The following is a 19899-nucleotide window of genomic DNA, read 5'->3' as shown; positions in this document are numbered from 1 at the left end:
GCAGTCGGGGAGTGACCACAGGGAGCCTGCATCCCGCATAACGAGCGACGCGGCACTTGGGTTACGGACGGCGGATGATCGGACCGCGATCCCATCTGCCCCTCACGGAAGGTGAGTTGACGGATACGGAGCGACGCGGGGGGTGGGGTGGGCCCCACCGGGTCACTAACGGGCGTCGTCCGGGAGCAGGCGCGCCAGGGTGCGTACGGCGCGGTACTGGAGGGTCTTGATCGCGCCCTCGTTCTTGCCCATCACCTTGGCCGTCTCGGCGACCGAGAGGCCCTGGAGGAAGCGCAGGGTCACGCACTCCTGCTGCTGGGGGTTGAGCCGGTGCACCGCGTCGAGCAGGGCCGCGTTCGACAGGGACTCCAGGACGGAGTCCTCGGGGCTGCGCTCGACCTCGTTCGCGTCGAGCATTTCGCCGGTGGTCACTTCCAGGCGGAAACGGCTCGACTTGAAGTGGTCGGCGACCAGGTTCCGCGCGATCGTGACCAGCCAGGCGCCGAAGTCCCGGCCCTGCCAGGTGAATGTGCCGATGCGGCGCAGGGCCCGCAGGAAGGTCTCGCTGGTGAGGTCCTCGGCCGTCGCCTTCCCGCCGACGCGGTAGTAGATGTAGCGGTAGACGGTGTCGCTGTACTGGTCGTAGAGACGGCCGAACGCGTCGGCCTCGCCCGCCTGGGCGCGCTCGACGAGATCCATCATGCGGGCGCTGTCGCTGTCCGCGGCGGGGCGGCGTGCGGTGGACGTACCGGCGGAACCTGAGCGGGCTCGTCTTCCTACCGTGGTGCTCCCGTCGGCAAGGGCATAGCAAGGACCGGTAGGGCCGTTCGCGGCGGGTGCCGCGACGGCGAGGGCGGGGACGGCGTACGCGGTGGGGACGAAGCCGCGCAAGCGGTCGGAGACCGTTGCGCGCAGCGTAGCCAGGCCCGAGGCGTCAACCCCGACGTGTGGGTACACGGGACTCCCAGAGGCAGAGCTTCCATCACGTGCAGTGCGGGACCGTTCACTCGTCGTGTTGACGTGTGGGTACCGGTTTGCGTCTGAGGAGAATAACGCTTCGTGCAGGGAGCGCTACACCCAGTTGCTCAAATCACCGATTACGTCGCTTCCGTAACTGAAAGGAGTCGGTTCAAGTACCGGAGAGTGACCGCTTGTTGATCGGATTAGGTCATGTTCCGTCTGAGCGCGGGGCGTGTTGTGGCCGAGTTGAACCAACGGGACTGGCGGGAGCCGTGCGGGGGTAAGGGGATGCGATTGGCGCTCGTGCCCGGGAGCGCCGCGGGTCAGCGGCGACGGCGGTGCAGGGCGACCGCGGCGGCCGTGCCGCCGGCCAGTGCGCCGACTCCCGCCGCGGCCGGGATGCCGACCTTCGCGGCCTTGCGGCCCGTGCGGTAGTCGCGCAGCCGCCAGTCACGTTCGCGTGCGTGCTTGCGCAGTTTGGTGTCCGGATTGATCGCGTAGGGATGTCCCACGAGCGACAGCATCGGGATGTCGTTGTGCGAGTCGCTGTACGCGGCGCAGCGGCCCAGGTCGAGGCCCTCGGCCGCGGCGAGCGCGCGGACGGCCTCGGCCTTCGCGGGGCCGTGCAGGGGTTCGCCGACGAGCTTGCCCGTGTAGACGCCGCCGACGGACTCGGCGACCGTGCCGAGGGCGCCGGTCAGGCCGAGTCGGCGGGCGATGATCGTCGCGGTCTCCACGGGGGCCGCGGTGACGAGCCACACCTTCTGTCCCGCGTCCAGGTGCGCCTGGGCGAGGGCGCGGGTGCCGGGCCAGATGCGCTCGGCCATGTACTCGTCGTAGATCTCCTCGCCGATGGACATCAGCTCGGCGACGCGGTGGCCCTTGACGATGGACAGCGCGCTGTCGCGGGCGTCCTGCATGTGCTCGGGGTCCTCGACCCCGGCGATCCTGAACCAGGCCTGCTGCCAGCCGAACTTGACCAGCTCGCGGCGCTGGAAGAACTTCCGCTTGTAGAGGCCGCGGCCGAAGTGGAAGATCGCGGCGCCCTGCATGACGGTGTTGTCCAGGTCGAAGAAGGCGGCGGCTCTGTCGTCGCCGACGACAGGGAACTCCGTTTCAGGAGTGCCTTCGTCGGGCTGTGTCGCCTCGCCGAGCTGTTCCAGCTCTTGCGACGACTTGCGGGCGGCCTCGGCCGAGGCCTCGCCAGCCAATACGCTCCGCGCGGTGGCGGAGCGCCTACGGGGTGTGAGCCATCCGAGAGCGGCCATGCCGTGAGCATAGCCAGTTTGTTCGGTGGTTCCGTGTCGCGAGGATTCGGCGCTGTGAACTCTCTGCGACCGAGCCGTTAAACAAGTGGCGGGAGAGGTGCGCCGGGAGGCGCCGACGGGACGAGAATGGCCGGTATGAGCCCCATTTTTCGCCGGAGCGAGAAGAAGAGCCCCGAGGAGCGTCTGGTCACCCTGGTCGGGAAGCCGGGCTGTCATCTGTGCGACGACGCGCAGGAGGTGATCGAGAAGGTGTGCGGCGAGCTCGGCGCGTCCTGGGAGAAGAAGGACATCACCCAGGACGAGGAGTTGTACCGCTTGTACTGGGAGCAGATCCCCGTGGTGCTCGTGGACGGAGCACAGCATGACTTCTGGAAGGTGAACGAAGATCGACTTCGGCGTGCGCTGACGGGCTGATCCGTCGATGGTCCGCCTGTGGATCCGCCGGTGGTTCGCCGGTGGTCCGCGGGGGAGTAGCGACCGTCACTGACCGGGCAGTCCAAGTGGTCCGGAAAGTCGCTTAGGATCGGGGGCGGTTTGGTCTCGGGGGCGCGGATCGTAGAGGAGAGTGTGCGGTTTTGCCCCCTTCAAGCAGGCAACGAAGCGGCTTGCGCGCCGGTTCCATATGCGCGCGCCAGGGGCGCGTGACCCCGGTCACGTTGCCCGGGCAAATCGGACACCATCTTTGTGCACGCGTTCACAAAGACATAGCCTGCATTCGACGGGGCGGTCCTGGGACGTACGACCGCCCGCAGCCCCGCTCTACCCGCAGGAGCACCGTGGCAACTGGCCGAACTCACCGACCGGCGACCCGCAGCCGAGGAATTCCCGAGGCCACCGTCGCCCGCCTTCCGCTGTACCTCCGGGCCCTCACCGGCCTGTCGGAACGCTCGGTTCCCACGGTTTCCTCCGAGGAGCTCGCGGCCGCCGCGGGGGTCAACTCCGCGAAGCTGCGCAAGGACTTCTCGTACCTCGGCTCCTACGGCACCCGCGGTGTGGGCTACGACGTCGAGTACCTCGTCTACCAGATCTCCCGCGAACTCGGCCTCACCCAGGACTGGCCGATCGTGATGGTCGGTATCGGTAACCTCGGCGCCGCCCTGGCCAATTACGGCGGTTTCGCCTCCCGCGGCTTCCGTGTCGCCGCCCTGATCGACGCCGACCCGGCGATGACCGGCAAGTCCGTCGCGGGCATGTCCGTGCAGCACGCCGACGACCTCGAGAAGATCATCGACGACAACGGCGTCTCCATCGGCGTCATCGCGACCCCCGCGGGCGCGGCCCAGCAGGTCTGCGACCGGCTCGTCGCCGCCGGTGTCACCTCGATCCTCAACTTCGCGCCGACCGTCCTGACCGTTCCGGACGGCGTCGACGTGCGCAAGGTCGACCTCTCCATCGAGCTCCAGATCCTCGCCTTCCACGAGCAGCGCAAGGCCGGCGAGGGCCAGGACGACGCGATGGAGGAAGCCGGCACCGAGACCCCGGCCGCCACCGCGGCGAAGCCGGCCCGTAAGGGACCCGACGGGGACGTCCCCGCCGTGATGCCGGCATGAGTCTCCTCGTCGTAGGCCTGAGCCACCGCAGCGCCCCCGTGAGCGTCCTCGAACGCGCGGCGCTCTCCGCGGACGCCCAGGCGAAGCTGCTCCAGGACACGCTCGCCGCTGAGCCCGCCGTCGAGGCCTCGGTGCTCTCGACGTGCAACCGCATCGAGCTGTACGCCGACGTGGACAAGTTCCACGCGGGTGTCGCCGAGCTCTCGACGCTGCTCGCCCAGCACAGCGGCGTCGGTCTCGAGGAGCTCACTCCTTATCTTTATGTGCACTACGAGGACCGGGCCGTCCACCACCTCTTCTCGGTGGCGTGCGGGCTGGACTCGATGGTCGTGGGCGAGGGCCAGATCCTCGGCCAGATCAAGGACGGGCTCGCGCGCTCCCAGGAGCTGCACACCGCGGGCCGCCTGCTCAACGACCTGTTCCAGCAGGCCCTGCGGGTCGGCAAGCGGGCCCACTCGGAGACGGGGATCGACCGCGCCGGCCAGTCCCTGGTCACGTTCGGCCTCGAACAGCTGGCCGCCGGGCGACCCGTCGACGTATGGGCCAAGGACAAGCGCGCCCTGGTGATCGGCGCCGGCTCGATGTCCTCGCTGGCCGCGGCGACGCTCGCGCGCGCCGGGGTCGCCGAGGTCGTCGTCGCCAACCGCACGCTGGAGCGCGCCGAGCGGCTCGCACAGATCCTGAGCGAGCCCGGCGGCACGGGGGTGACCGCGCGAGCGGTTCCCATGGACGCCGTCGGCGACGAACTGACACGTGCCGATGTCGTCGTCTCCTGCACCGGAGCGACCGGGCTCGTCCTGACCGAGGCCGAGATCCTGCGCGCCACCGAGGGACGTACGGACGGTCTCTCGCTGCTCGACCTCGCGATGCCGCGTGACATCGACGGCGCCGCGCACCGCATCGCCGGCGTGCGCTTCGTCGACATCGAGTCGCTTGCACAGGCCTCGGCCGACGCTCCGATGGCGGCCGACGTGGACCAGGTGCGGGGCATCGTCTCCGACGAGGTCGCCGCGTTCGGCGCCGCTCAGCGTGCCGCGACCATCACGCCGACCGTCGTCGCCCTGCGCACGATGGCCGCCGACGTGGTCGCCGGCGAGATCACGCGGCTCGACGGGCGCCTGCCGGAGCTCGACGAGAAGCAGCGCGCGGAGATCACCCAGACCGTGCGGCGCGTCGTGGACAAGCTCCTGCACGCGCCGACCGTACGGGTCAAGCAGCTGGCCGCCGAGCCCGGCGGTGCCGGATACGCGGACGCGCTGCGGACCCTTTTCGACCTTGACCCGGAGGCGGTCGCCGCCGTCTCGCGGGCCGATCTGAACGAGCTGAACGAGCCGGTAGCCAAGAATCGAGGCCGGGCATCATGACGGACAGGGCACTCAGGCTCGGGACCAGGCGCAGCAAGCTCGCCATGGCCCAGTCCGGGCGCGTGGCCGAGACCGTACGGCAGGTGACGGGACGGCCCGTCGAGCTGGTCGAGATCACCACGTACGGCGACACGTCCCGCGAGCAGCTGGCGCAGATCGGCGGCACCGGTGTGTTCGTCGTGGCGCTGCGCGAGGCGCTGCTGCGCGGCGACGTCGACTTCGCCGTGCACTCCCTCAAGGACCTGCCGACCACGCCCCACCCGGGCCTCACGCTGGCGGCCGTGCCGCTGCGCGAGGACCCGCGCGACGTACTCGTCGCCCGCGACGGACTGACCCTCGCGCAGCTCCCGAAGGGAGCGCGCATCGGTACCGGTTCGCCGCGCCGCATGTCGCAGCTGAACGCGTTCGCGCGCAGCCACGGCATGCACATAGAGACCGTGCCGATCCGCGGGAACATCGACACCCGCGTCGGTTACGTGCACAACGGGGAGCTCGACGCCGTCGTGCTCGCCGCCGCCGGACTGAACCGGATCGGCCGCATCGGGGAAGTGACGGACTTCCTCGCGGTCGACACTGTTCTGCCCGCCCCCGGCCAGGGGGCCCTGGCGATCGAGTGTGCCGCGTCCGACGCGGACCTCGCCGCCGTGCTCGGAGAGCTCGACGACTCGTTCACACGAGTCGCCGTGACCGCCGAGCGATCCCTGCTCGCCGCCCTGGAGGCCGGTTGCAGTGCACCTGTGGGTGCGCTGGCCGACCTGTTGGCCGACGGGCAGATTGCCAACGAAATGCGCCTGCGCGGCGTCGTCGGTACGACCGACGGCTCCGCTCTGGTGCAGCTGTCCACCACCGGTCCCGTGCCCGAGACGGAAGACCAGGCGCTCGCGCTCGGTCGTGAACTCGCTGCCGAGATGCTCGCCAAAGGCGCGGCCGGTCTGATGGGGGAGCGAGCACTTTGAGCCCCACCACCTCTGACCCTTCTCCCACCTGGGCAACCGGGCACGTCACCTTCCTCGGTGCCGGTCCCGGAGATCCAGGACTACTGACGCTGCGCGCCGTGGAGGCGCTCGCCCGAGCGGATGTGCTGATCGCCGAGCCCGAAGTGCTCGACGTCGTCCGCACGCACGCGAAGGCGGGCGTGACCGTCCTCGGCGCGGAGAGCCCGGGCACACCGGCGCAGACGGTTGCTGACGATGCGTCAACTGCCGTCTCTGTCCCCGCGTTGAGGGACTGCGCCAATCTTGTCATGGAGGCCGCGCGGGGCGGCAAGCGGGTCGTGCGTGCCGTCAGCGGCGACCCCGGACTCGACACCTACGCGGCCGGGGAGATGCTGGCCTGTGCGGCCGACGGGCTCCCCTTCGAGGTCGTGCCCGGCATCGCGGCGGCCGTCGGTGTGCCCGCGTACGCCGGTGTTCCGCTGCGGGACGCGCAGGGCGCGGACGTGCGGTTCGTCGACGCCCGTACGGCCTCCGAGCGCTGCTGGACCGAGGTCGGCGCGTCCGACGGCACGGTCGTCGTCTCGACGACGCTCGACGCGGTGGCCGCGGCCGCCGGTGAGCTGGTCGCGGCGGGCCGCAAGCCGGACACCCCGCTGACCGTCACGGTCGCCGGTACGACGACGCGCCAGCGGACCTGGTCCGCGACGCTCGGCACGATCGCCCAGACCTTCAAGCAGGCGAAGGTGCTGCCCTCCCCGGAGGGCGGTCGCCCCGTCATAGCCGTGGTCGGCGAGCGCTCCGCTGCCGCCCAGCGCGACCAGCTCTCGTGGTTCGAGTCCAAGCCGCTGTTCGGCTGGAAGGTGCTCGTGCCGCGTACCAAGGAGCAGGCGGCGTCGCTCTCCGACCAGCTCAGCTCGTACGGTGCCGTGCCGCACGAGGTGCCGACGATCGCCGTCGAGCCGCCGCGCACGCCTCAGCAGATGGAGCGCGCGGTCAAGGGCCTCGTCACCGGACGCTACGAGTGGATCGCCTTCACCTCGGTGAACGCGGTCAAGGCCGTGCGCGAGAAGTTCGAGGAGTACGGGCTCGATGCCCGTGCCTTCGCCGGGATCAAGGTCGCCGCGGTGGGCGAGCAGACCGCGAACGCGCTCATCGCGTTCGGTGTGAAGCCCGACCTCGTGCCGAGCGGTGAGCAGTCCGCAGCCGGTCTCCTCGAGGACTGGCCGCCGTACGACCCGGTCTTCGACCCGATCGACCGTGTCTTCCTGCCGCGCGCCGACATCGCCACCGAGACGCTCGTCGCCGGGCTCATCGAACTCGGGTGGGAGGTCGACGACGTGACCGCCTACCGGACGGTGCGGGCGTCGCCGCCGCCGGCCGATACGCGCGAGGCGATCAAGGGCGGCGGTTTCGACGCCGTGCTGTTCACGTCGTCGTCGACCGTGCGGAACCTGGTGGGTATCGCCGGGAAGCCGCACAACGTCACCGTGATCGCGTGCATCGGCCCCGCGACGGCCAAGACCGCCGAGGAGCACGGGCTGCGCGTGGACGTGATGTCTCCGGAGCCGTCGGTGCACCGGCTGGCGCAGGCGCTGGCCGACTTCGGTGCCAGGCGGCGTACGGCCGCGCTCGAGGCGGGGGATCCTGTGTCCCGGCCGAGCGAGCGGCGGCCCGGGGCCCGTCGCAGGCGCGCGGCGCCGTAAGACTGTGATGGGGTGGGCGCCGGCCAAGGGCGCCCGCCCGCAGCAGTAGTTGAGACGTGGAGTGTCGGTGTGACTGAGTACGGATCCTTCCCGGGGGCGCGGCCGCGGCGGCTGCGCACCACCCCCGCCATGCGGCGCATGGTCGCCGAGACGCGGCTGCACCCGGCCGATCTGATCCTTCCCGCGTTCGTGCGGGAGGGCATCAGTGAGCCGGTCGAGATCGGGTCCATGCCCGGTGTCGTGCAGCACACCCGGGACACCCTGAAGAAGGCGGCCGTCGAGGCGCTGGAGGCCGGGGTCTCCGGGATCATGCTCTTCGGCGTGCCGGACGACGCGAAGAAGGACGCCCTCGGGACGGTCGGTACGGACCCCGACGGCATCCTTCAGGTGGCGCTGCGCGACGTGCGCGCCGAGGTCGGCGACGACCTCATCGTCATGTCGGACCTGTGCCTCGACGAGTTCACGGACCACGGGCACTGCGGTGTCCTGGACGCCGAGGGGCGCGTCGACAACGACGCGACGCTGGAGCGGTACGCCGAGATGGCGCAGGTCCAGGCCGACGCGGGCGCCCATGTCGTGGGTCCCAGCGGCATGATGGACGGGCAGGTCGGGGTCATCCGCGACGCGCTCGACACCATCGGCAAGGAGGACGTCTCGATCCTCGCCTACACCGCGAAGTATTCGTCGGCGTTCTACGGGCCGTTCCGTGAGGCCGTCGGCTCGTCGCTGACCGGCGACCGCAAGACGTACCAGCAGGACCCGGCGAACGTGCGGGAGTCCCTGCGGGAGCTGGCGCTCGACCTCGAAGAGGGCGCCGACATGGTGATGGTCAAGCCGGCCGGCCCCTACCTCGACATCCTCGCCAAGGTCGCCGAGTCGGTGGATGTGCCGGTCGCCGCGTACCAGATCAGCGGCGAGTACGCGATGATCGAGGCCGCCGCGCAGCGCGGCTGGATCGAGCGTGACCGGGCCATCATGGAGACGCTGCTCGGCATCAAGCGGGCCGGCGCGAACATGATCCTCACGTACTGGGCGACGGAGGTCGCACGCGGCCTGTGACCGCGCCCGACCCCCTGAACTCCCGCTGCCCCGCCGGTACTTGTCCGGCGGGGCAGCTTTTTCACGTGCGTCAGGCCACCTGGTCAACCGGTCACCAGGTCAGCGCGTCGCTCATCGACTGCTGCCAGTAGGTGACCTTGAGCGAGTCGTCGATGTAGACGCCCTTCGCGGGCAGCGCGGCCTTGGCGCCGGGGCCGCCGTCATTCGTGTTGCGGCCCTGGAAGAACACCTCGAGCGTGTTCTCCGTACGCCCGTTGGCGCCGCCGCCGTCGTCGCCGCCGGAGAGTGCGACGCCCGCGTAGGCGGACTGGCCCGGGGACAGGGAGACCACCGCCTGTGGCTGAGAGTCGTCGATCACCGGCGGGACGGACTGGGCCTCGCCGAAGCGGACGGCCGGGTAGCCGTACAGGTCGCACCGCTTCGAGCCGGTGTTGGTCACCGTCAGGAGCATGTGGTTGATGGGGCGCGAGACGGACTGGGCGGTGACCTTGACCGTGGAGCCGTTGCAGGTGACGCCGGTGGTGGAGGTGGCGGGCTTGTCCTTGCCGGTGGAGGCGGGCTGGGGCTTCGGCTTGCTGGTGGCGCCCTGTCCGGAGCCGGTGCCGGTGCCCGTTCCCGTGCCGGAGCCCGTCGTGGTTCCGGCGTTCGTGTCCTTGTTCTTGCCGTTGTCGCCGTCGGCCGGCGCCGAGTTCGACGGCTGCTGCGACGAACCCTCGTCGCGGACCCCCTCCCCGTTGTTGCAGGCGGTCAGGGAGAGCGCGGCCAGGGCGACGGTGGCGGCGGCCGTGAGGAGGCGGACACGGGAGCGGGTGGGTGCGGCGACGGACATTGGTGATCCCCTTCGGTAGCGGCGTGCTTGGATGACCAGAGCTTGTCCGGTGATCCGTCCCAGTCGCCAGCAGCGCAGGACCATTTGGGACGCTGGAACGTTCGTACCGGCTCTGACCTGGGGAAATGACCTTGCCCTGGAATGCCGGTCTGGGATGAGGGGGGTTGGGGAACGGTGGCTGAGGCTGACGGGTCGGCCGAGTTCGCGGCGCGCTTGCGAGGGCTGAAGGAGCGGTCCGGGCTGAGTTACGGCGTGCTCGCGAAGCGGCTGCACATGAGTACGTCGACGCTGCACCGGTACTGCAACGGGGACGCGGTGCCGGTCGAGTACGCGCCGGTCGAGCGGTTGGCGCGGCTGTGCAAGGCCGGGCCCGAGGAGCTCGTCGAGCTGCACCGGCTGTGGGTCCTCGCGGACGCGGCACGCAGGACGAAGCCGGTGGCGGCAGCGGAGGAGCCATCAGCGGCAGCGGCAGAGGGAACTGCAGAGGGAACGGCAACGGCAGGGGCAGCGCCGGTGCCCGTACCCACACCGGCCCTGGAGCCCGTACCCGACCCCGTCCTGGAGCCCGTACCCGCCCCGCCCTCCCCGCAGAAGCGCCGCTCCCGGCGTGCGGTCGTGCTCGCCGCCGCTCTGGCCGTCGTCGTGGCCGGGGGAGCCGGTGCGTTCGCCGTGCATCTCGCCGGGGACGGAGGGGGCGCCGACGGCGACCGGAAGGAACAGGCCGGGGCCGCCTCGTCCGTCACGCCGGGAGCGCGCTCCGCGGACCCGTCCGGTACCGCCTCCCCCTCACCGGGACGCAAGCACACGCCCTCGGCGGGCCCGTCCCGCAGCGACGCCCCGGACGATGACGCGCCGGGCACCCCGTCCGCCCCGGCGGCGGGTGAAGCCACCGGCACCCCGCTGACCGTCGCCACCACGCCGTACGTCTACGAGAGCCCGTGCAGTCAGCACTTCCTGATCGACCGGCCGCCGGCCAAGGTGCCCCCGCCGCCCCTCGAACAGGACGCCCCGAACTGGGTCGGCGTGCTCGGCGCGGTCGCGTCGGGGGAGCAGCTCGTCAAGCTCACCGTTCAGGGGACCGGCAGCGAGACCGTGGTCCTGGAGGACATGGACGTCCGCGTCATGAAGTCCGGTGCGCCGCTCGCGTGGAACGACTACTCGATGGGCGTGGGCTGCGGGGGCAACGTGGAAACGAAGTCGTTCGGCGTGGATCTCGACGCGCCCCGCCCGGTCTCCGCGCCGAAGCACGGGCAGCGCGACTTCCCGTACAAGGTCAGCGAGAGCGACCCCGAGGTCTTCTACATCAAGGCGAACACCAAGGCCCACGACGTCAGCTGGGTCCTGGAGCTGAAGTGGTCGAGCGGATCCCGCCACGGCGTCCTGAAGGTCGACAACCAGGGGAGCGCGTTTCGCACCAGCGCCGATGTCGGCCGCCCCGGCTACGACTACCCGATCGGGGCGGGCAGCTGGGGCGAGCGCGTCGACGGATAGCCGCCGGGCCCGAACGACTGTGCCCCGCCGGAGAGTTCCGGCGGGGCACAGTCGGCGTATCGGGCTGCCGAGCCCCGGATGACCGGGGTCGGCCGGTCGGTCAGAGGCGCTCGGGCGTCCTGATGCCCAGGAGCGCCATGCCCTGGTGCAGCGTGCGGGCCGTCAGGTCGCACAGGAACAGCCGGTTCTCGGCGACCTCCGGCGCGGGCGCCGGCTTCACGACCGGGCACTGGTCGTAGAACGTCGTGTACAGGGACGCCAGCTGGTACAGGTACGCGGCCAGCTTGTGCGGCTCGTACGACGACGCCACCTCGGCCAGCGTCTCGCCGAACTGGTCCAGGTGCAGGCCGAGCGCCCGCTCCGCCGGGGCCAGTTCGAGCTCCGGGTGCGCGACGGGCCTGCGGTCGCCCGCCTTGCCGAAGATCGAACGGATACGGGCGTAGGCGTACTGGAGGTACACGCTCGTGTCGCCGTTCAGCGAGACCATCTGGTCCAGGTCGAACTTGTAGTCCCGCACGGCGGAGGTCGACAGGTCGGCGTACTTCACCGCGCCGATGCCGACGTACTCGCCGTTCTCGACGATCTCCTGCTCGGTCAGGCCCACCTTCTCGGCCTTCTCGCGCACGACGGACGTGGCGCGGTCGATGGCCTCGTCGAGGAGGTCCACCAGGCGCACCGTCTCGCCCTCACGGGTCTTGAACGGCTTGCCGTCCTTGCCGAGGACCGTGCCGAACGCCAGCTGGTGCGCCTTCACTTCCTCGTTCAGCCAGCCGGCGCGGCGGGCCGTCTCGAAGACCATCTTGAAGTGCAGCGACTGGCGGGCGTCCACGACGTACAGGAGCGTCGACGCCTTCAGGTTCTGGACGCGGTCCCGGATCGCGGAGAGGTCGGTGGCGGCGTAGCCGTAGCCGCCGTTCGACTTCTTCACGATGAGGGGGACCTTGTTGCCGTCGGGGCCCAGGACGTCGTCGAAGAAGACGCACAGCGCACCCTCGGAGCGGACCGCGACGCCCGACTCCTCAAGGATCCGGCAGGTCTCTTCGAGCATGTCGTTGTAGCCGGACTCGCCGACCACGTCCGGGTCGTCGATCTGCATGTCGAGCTTGTTGAAGACCGAGTAGAAGTAGATCTTCGACTCGTCGACGAACCGCTGCCACAGGGCGATGGTCTCCGGGTCCCCGGCCTGGAGGGCCACCACGCGGTCCCGCGAGCGGGCCTTGAACTCCTCGTCGGAGTCGAAGAGCGCGCGCGAGGCCTTGTAGAGCCGGTTCAGCGACGACATCGCCGCCTCGCCGTCCTTCTCGCTGCCCTTGCCGGCCTCGTGGTCCAGCTCGTGCGGGTGCTCCAGGAGGTACTGGATGAGCATGCCGAACTGGGTGCCCCAGTCGCCGATGTGGTGGCGCCGGACGACCTTCTCGCCGGTGAACTCCAGGATCTCGACCATCGCGGCGCCGATCACGGCGGACCGCAGGTGGCCGACGTGCATCTCCTTCGCCACGTTCGGCTGGGCGTAGTCGATGACCGTCGTGCCCGCGTCCTGCTGGAACGGCACGCCGAGGCGGTCGTCGGCGGCGCGGGCGGCCAGGGTCTCGACGATGGCCCGGTCGGCGATCGTGATGTTCAGGAAGCCCGGTCCCGAGACCTCGACGTCCTTGATCACGTCGTTGGCCGGGAGGGCGTCCAGGACGGTCGCCGCGAGCTCGCGCGGGTTCGCCTTCGCCTTCTTCGCGAGGGCCAGGATGCCGTTGGCCTGGAAGTCGGCCCGGTCACTTCGTCGCAGCAGCGGGTCGGCGGCGCCGGCCTCCGGCAGGGCAGCCGAGAGGGCGTCCGCGAGACGCTGGTGGACGGAAGCGGTGAGGGACGTGACCGAGGCCATGGGTGAGGTGCCGTTCTGCTCGGGTGCCTGGGTTTCTCCATATACAGAGAAGCTCAGTATCCCACGCGGTGAAAAGCGGTTTTCGCGGATGGGGCCGCAGCTGGGAGAATGGAACGGTCAGGCGTCCCTGACGCACACCACGTATGAGGAAGAAGGACGTGCCGATCGTGGCTCAGAGCACAGAGACCACCGACTGGGTCTCCCGTTACGCGGACGAGGTCATTGCCGAGTCGGAGCGTCGTGCCCCGGGCAAACCGGTCGTCGTCGCGTCCGGACTCTCCCCGTCCGGCCCCATCCACCTGGGGAACCTGCGCGAGGTCATGACCCCGCACCTGGTCGCCGACGAGGTGCGCCGCCGCGGGTACGAGGTCCGGCACCTGATCTCCTGGGACGACTACGACCGGTACCGCAAGGTCCCGGCCGGTGTTCCCGGCGTCGACGAGTCCTGGGCCGAGCACATCGGCAAGCCGCTCACCTCGGTTCCGGCGCCCGCAGGATCGGCGTTCCCGAACTGGGCGGAGCACTTCAAGGCCGCGATGACCGGGGCGCTCGGCGAGATGGGTGTCGAGTTCGACGGCATCAGCCAGACCGAGCAGTACACGTCGGGCGTCTATCGCGAGCAGATCCTGCACGCGATGAAGCACCGCGGCGACATCGACGCGATCCTCGAGCAGTACCGCACGAAGAAGAACCCCGGCAAGAAGCCGCAGCAGAAGCAGCAGAAGCCGGTCGACGAGGCCGAGCTGGAGGCCGCCGAGGGCTCCGGCGCGGCGAACGAGGACGACGGCAGCGGCGGCGCGGGCGGCTACTACCCGTACAAGCCGTTCTGCGGCGCGTGCGGCAAGGACCTCACCACCGTCACGTCGTACGACGACGAGACGACGGAGCTGTCCTACACCTGCACCCTCGACGGCCACAGTGAGACGGTCCGGCTGAGCGAGTTCAACCGCGGCAAGCTGGTCTGGAAGGTCGACTGGCCGATGCGTTGGGCGTTCGAGGGCGTGATCTTCGAGCCGTCCGGTGTCGACCACTCGTCCCCGGGCTCGTCGTTCCAGGTCGGCGGGCAGATCGTCGGGATCTTCGGCGGCAAGCAGCCGATCGGCCCGATGTACGCGTTCGTCGGCATCAGCGGCATGGCGAAGATGTCGTCCAGCAAGGGCGGGGTCCCGACCCCGGCCGACGCGCTCCAGATCATGGAGCCGCAGCTGCTGCGCTGGCTGTACGCCCGCCGCCGGCCCAACCAGTCCTTCAAGATCGCCTTCGACCAGGAGATCCAGCGGCTCTACGACGAGTGGGACAAGCTCGCCTCCAAGGTCGCCGACGGCTCCGCCCTGCCGGCGGACGCCGCCGCGTACGCGCGCGCCGTGGGCACCGCGGCCGGTGAACTGCCGCGCACCCCGCGGCCGTTGCCGTACCGCACCCTGGCCTCCGTCGCCGACATCACCGCCGGCGCCGAGGACCAGACCCTGCGCATCCTCAGTGAGCTCGACCCGGAGAACCCGGTCACCGCGCTCGACGAGGTAAGGCCGAGGCTGGCCAAGGCGGAGGCGTGGATCAGCAAGTACGTGCCCGCCGAGTCCCGCACCCTGGTGCGCGACGAACCGGACACGCAGGGGCTGGCCGCGCTCGACGACGAGGCCCGCGAGTCGCTGCGGCTCCTCCTCGACGGCCTGGACTCGAACTGGTCCCTCGACGGCCTGACGCACCTCGTCTACGGGGTGCCGAAGGTACAGGCGGGCTTCTCGCCGGACGCGACGCCGAAGGAGCTGCCGCCGGAGATCAAGACGGCCCAGCGGTCGTTCTTCGCGCTCCTGTACGACCTGCTCGTCGGCCGTGACACCGGGCCGCGGCTGCCCACGCTGCTGCTCGCCGTGGGCGCGGACCGGGTGCGCAAGCTGCTCGGAGCGTAAGCGCTCCGCGCAAGGTGAAGGAAAGGGCCGCACCGGATGCTCCGGTGCGGCCCTTTCGTATGTGCTGCGGGTCAGGTGTGCTGCGGGTCAGGCGATGTGGTTCTCGATGAACTCGTTGTTCAGGCGGGCCGTGAATTCGTCCACGTAGCGGTGCAGATCGCGTGGCTCCAGCTTCAGGCCGTACGTCGCCTCGATGTTCGCGGCGAACGCGCCGGGTGTCGGCATGCCCTCACCCTCTATCGACTTCTTGAACACCTGGTAGAAGCCGTCCTCGTTGGGCGGCTCCTCCTGGGCCACGGGGATGCCGTCACCGAGCGGCCGAGTGCGGCCGGGACCGGCGGGCACAGGGAACTCCGGGTCCTGGAGCTGGGGCTGTACCTGGAGCTGGGGCTGCGCCTGGTCCTGGGCCTGGGCCTGGGCCTGGGCCTGGGCGGGGATGAAGGCATGGGGCTGGGGCAGGTCCTGCTGGCCCTCGTACCACTGCTCGTACTCCTGCTCGGGGTCGTACGTCGGGTCGTAGCCGCCGTCGTACGACGCGGCCTGCGGCGGCGTCTGGAACCACGGGCTCGCCTCCTCGGCGGCGGTGGGCTCGCCGGGCGTCTCCTGGGCGACGGGCGTGGCCGGGGCCGCCTGGACCAGTTCGGGCGCGGCTGAGACCGGGGCCGGGGGCAGCAGCGCGGGCTCGATGCCGGCGGCGGCCAGACCGGATGGGGCGGTCTCGGCGAGCGGGACGCCGTAGCGCGCCAGGCGCAGCGGCATCAGGGACTCGACGGGAGCCTTGCGGCGCCAGGCGCGGCCGAAGCGGGACCGCAGCCGCGCCTGGTAGACCAGACGCTCCTGCTCCAGCTTGATGACGGCCTCGTAACTGCGCAGCTCCCACAGCTTCATCCGGCGCCACAGCAGGAACGTGGGCAGCGGGGAGAGCAGCCAGCGCGTGAGGCGCACGCCCTCCATGTGCTTGTCGGCGGTGATGTCCGCGATCCGGCCCACCGCGTGCCGCGCCGCCTCGACCGAGACGACGAAGAGGATCGGGATGACGGCGTGCATGCCGACGCCGAGCGGGTCGGGCCAGGCGGCCGCGCCGTTGAACGCGATCGTCGCGGCCGTCAGCAGCCACGCGGTCTGGCGCAGCAGCGGGAACGGTATGCGGATCCAGGTCAGCAGCAGGTCCAGGGCAAGGAGTACGCAGATACCCGCGTCGATGCCGATCGGGAACACATAGCTGAAGTTCCCGAACCCCTTCTGGAGCGCGAGCGAGCGAACGGCCGCGTACGAACCCGCGAAACCGATGCCGGCGATGACCACCGCTCCGGCGACGACCACGCCGATGAGTATGCGGTGCGTCCGTGTCAGCTGTGGCGCGGCCACACGTGCTCCCCTCCCTGTACGCCTTGTTGCGCGCAACAGCCTCGCACATCGGCACGGGGGCCCGTGGCCCGGTACGGCGGGAGCCCGGCCCCATAAGGGACCGGGCTCCGCAAAAGGCGTGGCCGGCAGGTGAGTTGGGACCCGCCGGATGCCGACCGGTGGCCGCGGACGGCCACTTGGCGGCTGGATGCCTACGGCGTCAGGACTTGGAGGAGGCCTTGTCCGACGGGTCGTCAGAGGGCTTGGCCGAGGTCGTCGCGGACGACTTCCCGGACGGCTTGTCGGAAGACTTGTCCGACGGCTTCTCGGACGTCTTGCCCGAAGCCTTGTCCGACGGCTTCGAGGAGGCCTTGTCCGACGGCTTCTCCGAGGCGGAACCCGTCTGGTCCGAGCCGCCCGCCCCGTTCGCCGTGACGACCGCCGCGATGGCTTCCTTCGCCGCCTTCTCGGCGTCCTTCACCAGCTCGTCGGCGCCCGGCGTCTTCTCACCCGCGAGGCCCGCACCGTTGTAGTCGATCGTCACGACGACGTTCTCGACCCGCGCGACGACCGTCTGCTGCTTGAAGGTGCCTTCCTTCTTCTTCAGCTCGTACGTCACCGCGGTCGCCTCGTCGCCCGTGCCGCTGACCGGCTCCGACTTCGGGGACTTCGCGCCGTCCACGGACTGCGCGTCGGTCACCTGCTTGGTGAAGTACGCGTGCGCCAGCTTGTTGCCGCTGCCGCGCGCCGCGTCCGAGTCGAAACGCATCAGCGACGCGTTCAGCCAGCGGAACTGCGAACCCTTCACGCCCTTGTTGTCGAGGCTCGACCAGGAGCAGGTGCCCCGCACCGACTCGTCGTCGGAGGAGCCCGCCTTGCCGGACTTCGCCTCCGGCACGAGATCGTCGAGCGTCTTCTTCGAGATCGCGGCACACGGCTGGGGCAGCGAGTCGTACGCCGCCGCCTTCACCTTGGCGGCCGCGTCGCTCGCGGACGCCGAGGCCTTCGAAGAGCCCTTGCCGGCCCCGTCGCCGGAGTCCGAGTCGGAGGAACAGCCGGATGCCACGAGGATCACCGGCACGGCGGCTGCGCAGACAAATATGCGGGTGAGTCGCTTGGTCGGTCGGTGCATGGTTCCTTATTCTCCGGGTTTGCCTGGTACGTACCCGAGAGGTGCGGCCCGGGTCCGATGGGCCACCGTACGCCCAAGCCGGTCCGCGCGGCTCCGCTTCCGCGGACCCGCGCGACCGCCGTACCATCGGTTACCCGCCCAGCGTCCCGGCCAGCTTGCGGGCCAGTTCCCGCGCCCTGTCCTGCATTTCCTTGCTGTCCGGCACCTCCGCGGCGGGGCCCGGCTGCTGCTCGTACTCGACGGTCACGATGACGTTGGACGTGCGGAACACCACAGTCACCTTGCGGTGGCCGCCGGCCGAGGTGGACGCCGTCAGCTGGTCGTCGAGGAATGCCTCGTTACCGAGATCGTCGAGGATGCGGGGCTGCAGGTCGACGCCCGGAGCGGAGTCGTCCGACGGGGTCGACGAGGCGTCGTCGGAGGCCGTGTCGTCCCCCTTGTCCGACTTCCCCCCCTCCTCTGCCGTGCCCTCGTCCGTGCCCTTGTCCGTGTTCTTCGCCGCGTCCTTCGCCGTGTCTTGCCCGGCGTTGTGGCCGGTGCCCTTGGCATCCACCTTGTCGGCGTCCTCGGAGGAGGCCGGTGACGTCGTGTCCGTCGGGGCCGGCTCCGGAAGATGCGCCGCGATCCGCTTCGACGTGAAGACCTGGTCGGCCTCCGTGTCATCGCTCATCGTGTTGTCGTAGGACACGACCCGCTCGAAGTCGACCAGCAGACGATGCGTCGCGTCCGCCCCGTCGTCCTTCCAGCGGCAGCCCACGCGCCGGTCCGTGTCGTACGTGACCGTGGCCGCGCCCTCGTACGCCTTGTCGCGCTGGTTGCCCTCGGGGAGCTCCTTGACGCCGGGCAGCATCTTGTCGAGGGTGCCCCGGTCGAGCTGACGGCACGGTTCGGGCAGGGTGCGGTACTTGCCGGGCCGGGCGGCCGCGGCGCTGGTGCCGACGTCTCCGGGCTTCGAGTCGGTGGCTTCACCGGTGGCATCCGAACTTCCGGTGCAACCGGTGAGCAGCGCTGCGAGGAGCGCGGCGACGCCGGGTACGTACGCCTTCCGCTGCACGGTGATGGCCCCTCTCGGCAAGGTGACACGTCGTCGGACGTGCATATTCGGTTGCCGTCGCAGGACGGCCGATGGACACAATGTGTATCGCACGCACTGCTGTGAACGCCGGTCCGATATCCCATTCGTCGACCTTGGCGCCGGTATTTGCGATTACTGACTTTTGATCGAGTAAGGGAACGTACGGGAGCGTACGGGGGAAACGAGGACACTATGTCGTATGTAGAGGTTCCGGGGGCGAAGGTGCCGATCCGGATGTGGACGGATCCGGCGTCGGTCGAGGACGTGGCGATGCAGCAGCTGCGCAATGTCTCGACGTTGCCGTGGATCAAGGGTCTGGCAGTGATGCCCGATGTGCACTTCGGCAAGGGCGCGACGGTCGGCTCGGTTATCGCGATGCACGGCGCGGTCTGCCCGGCGGCGGTGGGTGTGGACATCGGCTGCGGAATGTCGGCGGTGAAGACGTCTCTGACGGCGAACGACCTGCCCGGGGACCTGTCCCGGCTCCGCTCGAAGATCGAGCAGGCGATCCCGGTGGGCCGCGGCATGCACGACGACCCGGTCGACCCGGGCCGGCTGCACGGGTTCGGTGTGGCGGGGTGGGAGGACTTCTGGGGGCGGTTCGAGGGGGTCGCGGACGCGGTGAAGTTCCGGGAGGAACGGGCCGCCAAGCAGATGGGGACGCTGGGCTCCGGAAATCATTTCTGGGAGTTTTGCCTCGATTCGGACAACTCGGTCTGGGTCATGCTCCATTCGGGTTCTCGGAACATCGGCAAGGAACTGGCCGACCACCACATCGGCATCGCGCAGAAGCTCGCGCACAACCAGGGTCTGGTCGACCGCGACCTCGCCGTCTTCATTGCGCAGACCCCGCAGATGGCGGCGTACCGGAACGACCTGTTCTGGGCGCAGGAATACGCGAAGTACAACCGTGCGGTGATGATGGCGCTTTCTCTGGACGTGATTCGCCGCGAGTTCAAGAAGGCGAAGCCGACGTTCGAGCCGGTGATCTCCTGCCACCACAACTACGTGTCGGAGGAGCGGTACGACGGCATGGACCTTCTCGTCACCCGCAAGGGCGCGATCCGCGCGGGTTCCGGTGAGTACGGGATCATCCCGGGCTCCATGGGTACGGGCTCGTACATCGTGAAGGGTCTCGGGAACGTGGCGTCGTTCAACTCGGCGTCGCACGGCGCCGGCCGCAGGATGAGCCGGAACGCCGCGAAGAAGCAGTTCTCGACGAAGGACCTGGAGGAGCAGACGCGGGGCGTGGAGTGCCGTAAGGACTCCGGCGTCGTGGACGAGATCCCGGGCGCCTACAAGCCGATCGAGAAGGTCATCGACCAGCAGCGCGACCTGGTCGAGGTCGTCGCGAAGCTGAAGCAGGTCGTCTGCGTCAAGGGCTGAGGCCGGCAGCGCAC

At 69.9% G+C, this 19899-nt stretch carries 16 protein-coding genes; 9 read left to right on the top strand and 7 right to left on the bottom strand.

What is annotated here, in order from left to right; genetic code table 11:
* Window positions 1-165 precede the first annotated feature (165 nt).
* Window positions 166-957, bottom strand: a complete 792-nt coding sequence (locus tag AC07EJ_RS37255; RefSeq protein ID WP_100599392.1) for an ECF subfamily RNA polymerase sigma factor, BldN family — start codon at window positions 955-957, stop codon at window positions 166-168.
* A gap of 326 nt (window positions 958-1283) precedes the next feature.
* Window positions 1284-2228 (bottom strand): HAD family hydrolase, encoded by a 945-nt coding sequence (locus AC07EJ_RS37250; RefSeq protein ID WP_389491128.1) that lies wholly within the window; start codon window positions 2226-2228, stop codon window positions 1284-1286.
* A 126-nt stretch (window positions 2229-2354) separates the two neighbouring features.
* Between AC07EJ_RS37250 and AC07EJ_RS37245 the strand changes: the two genes are divergently transcribed.
* From AC07EJ_RS37245 to hemB, 6 genes are all read left to right on the top strand, one after another.
* Window positions 2355-2642 carry a glutaredoxin family protein gene (locus AC07EJ_RS37245; protein ID WP_326711772.1) on the top strand — a complete coding sequence of 96 codons (288 nt, stop codon included), beginning with the start codon at window positions 2355-2357 and terminating at the stop codon, window positions 2640-2642.
* 362 nt (window positions 2643-3004) lie between these two features.
* Window positions 3005-3778 (top strand): redox-sensing transcriptional repressor Rex, encoded by a 774-nt coding sequence (locus tag AC07EJ_RS37240; protein WP_393586965.1) that lies wholly within the window; start codon window positions 3005-3007, stop codon window positions 3776-3778.
* Window positions 3775-5142 carry a glutamyl-tRNA reductase gene (locus AC07EJ_RS37235; protein ID WP_393586964.1) on the top strand — a complete coding sequence of 456 codons (1368 nt, stop codon included), beginning with the start codon at window positions 3775-3777 and terminating at the stop codon, window positions 5140-5142. Before AC07EJ_RS37240 ends, AC07EJ_RS37235 begins: the two co-directional genes overlap by 4 nt.
* Window positions 5139-6098: a hydroxymethylbilane synthase gene (gene hemC, locus AC07EJ_RS37230; RefSeq protein WP_389491136.1), complete on the top strand. Its 960-nt coding sequence runs from the start codon at window positions 5139-5141 to the stop codon at window positions 6096-6098. The genes AC07EJ_RS37235 and hemC overlap by 4 nt, the downstream gene beginning before the upstream one ends.
* The gene (locus AC07EJ_RS37225; RefSeq protein WP_389491138.1) at window positions 6095-7780 is read left to right on the top strand and encodes a bifunctional uroporphyrinogen-III C-methyltransferase/uroporphyrinogen-III synthase; all 1686 of its coding nucleotides are present in this window, start codon (window positions 6095-6097) and stop codon (window positions 7778-7780) included. The genes hemC and AC07EJ_RS37225 overlap by 4 nt, the downstream gene beginning before the upstream one ends.
* Window positions 7781-7849: 69 nt before the next feature.
* Window positions 7850-8839, top strand: a complete 990-nt coding sequence (hemB, locus tag AC07EJ_RS37220; RefSeq protein WP_389491140.1) for a porphobilinogen synthase — start codon at window positions 7850-7852, stop codon at window positions 8837-8839.
* A gap of 91 nt (window positions 8840-8930) precedes the next feature.
* Here the strand turns inward: hemB and AC07EJ_RS37215 are convergent, their stop codons facing one another.
* Window positions 8931-9668 (bottom strand): DUF4232 domain-containing protein, encoded by a 738-nt coding sequence (locus AC07EJ_RS37215; RefSeq protein ID WP_389491144.1) that lies wholly within the window; start codon window positions 9666-9668, stop codon window positions 8931-8933.
* 174 nt (window positions 9669-9842) lie between these two features.
* Between AC07EJ_RS37215 and AC07EJ_RS37210 the strand changes: the two genes are divergently transcribed.
* A complete protein-coding gene (locus tag AC07EJ_RS37210) occupies window positions 9843-11159 on the top strand; it encodes a helix-turn-helix domain-containing protein (RefSeq protein WP_389491146.1) in 1317 nt (438 codons plus the stop codon).
* A 100-nt stretch (window positions 11160-11259) separates the two neighbouring features.
* Here AC07EJ_RS37210 and argS read toward each other — a convergent pair whose 3' ends face one another.
* Window positions 11260-13035 carry an arginine--tRNA ligase gene (gene argS / locus AC07EJ_RS37205; protein WP_389491148.1) on the bottom strand — a complete coding sequence of 592 codons (1776 nt, stop codon included), beginning with the start codon at window positions 13033-13035 and terminating at the stop codon, window positions 11260-11262.
* 158 nt (window positions 13036-13193) lie between these two features.
* Here argS and lysS point away from each other — a divergent pair, with 158 nt between their 5' ends.
* Window positions 13194-14945, top strand: a complete 1752-nt coding sequence (lysS, locus tag AC07EJ_RS37200) for a lysine--tRNA ligase (RefSeq protein WP_389491151.1) — start codon at window positions 13194-13196, stop codon at window positions 14943-14945.
* Between the two features lie 87 nt (window positions 14946-15032).
* On the opposite strand, the gene AC07EJ_RS37195 is transcribed toward lysS, so the two are convergent.
* From AC07EJ_RS37195 to AC07EJ_RS37185, 3 genes are all read right to left on the bottom strand, one after another.
* Window positions 15033-16313, bottom strand: coding sequence for a DUF2637 domain-containing protein (locus AC07EJ_RS37195; protein ID WP_478885916.1), 1281 nt, complete (start codon window positions 16311-16313; stop codon window positions 15033-15035).
* A gap of 199 nt (window positions 16314-16512) precedes the next feature.
* Window positions 16513-17424: a DUF3558 domain-containing protein gene (locus AC07EJ_RS37190; RefSeq protein ID WP_478885915.1), complete on the bottom strand. Its 912-nt coding sequence runs from the start codon at window positions 17422-17424 to the stop codon at window positions 16513-16515.
* A gap of 130 nt (window positions 17425-17554) precedes the next feature.
* Complete coding sequence (locus AC07EJ_RS37185; protein WP_478885914.1) at window positions 17555-18478, bottom strand: DUF3558 domain-containing protein; 924 nt, start codon at window positions 18476-18478, stop codon at window positions 17555-17557.
* 213 nt (window positions 18479-18691) lie between these two features.
* On the opposite strand from AC07EJ_RS37185, the gene AC07EJ_RS37180 reads away from it, so the two are divergent.
* On the top strand, window positions 18692-19885 hold the full coding sequence (locus AC07EJ_RS37180; RefSeq protein ID WP_389486017.1) for an RtcB family protein: 1194 nt from the start codon (window positions 18692-18694) through the stop codon (window positions 19883-19885).
* Window positions 19886-19899 lie beyond the last annotated feature (14 nt).

Source organism: Streptomyces sp. NPDC045026 (genome assembly GCF_056432625.1).
Note: the sequence above shows the minus strand (reverse complement) of the source record. Positions and strands in the feature narration are given on the sequence as shown.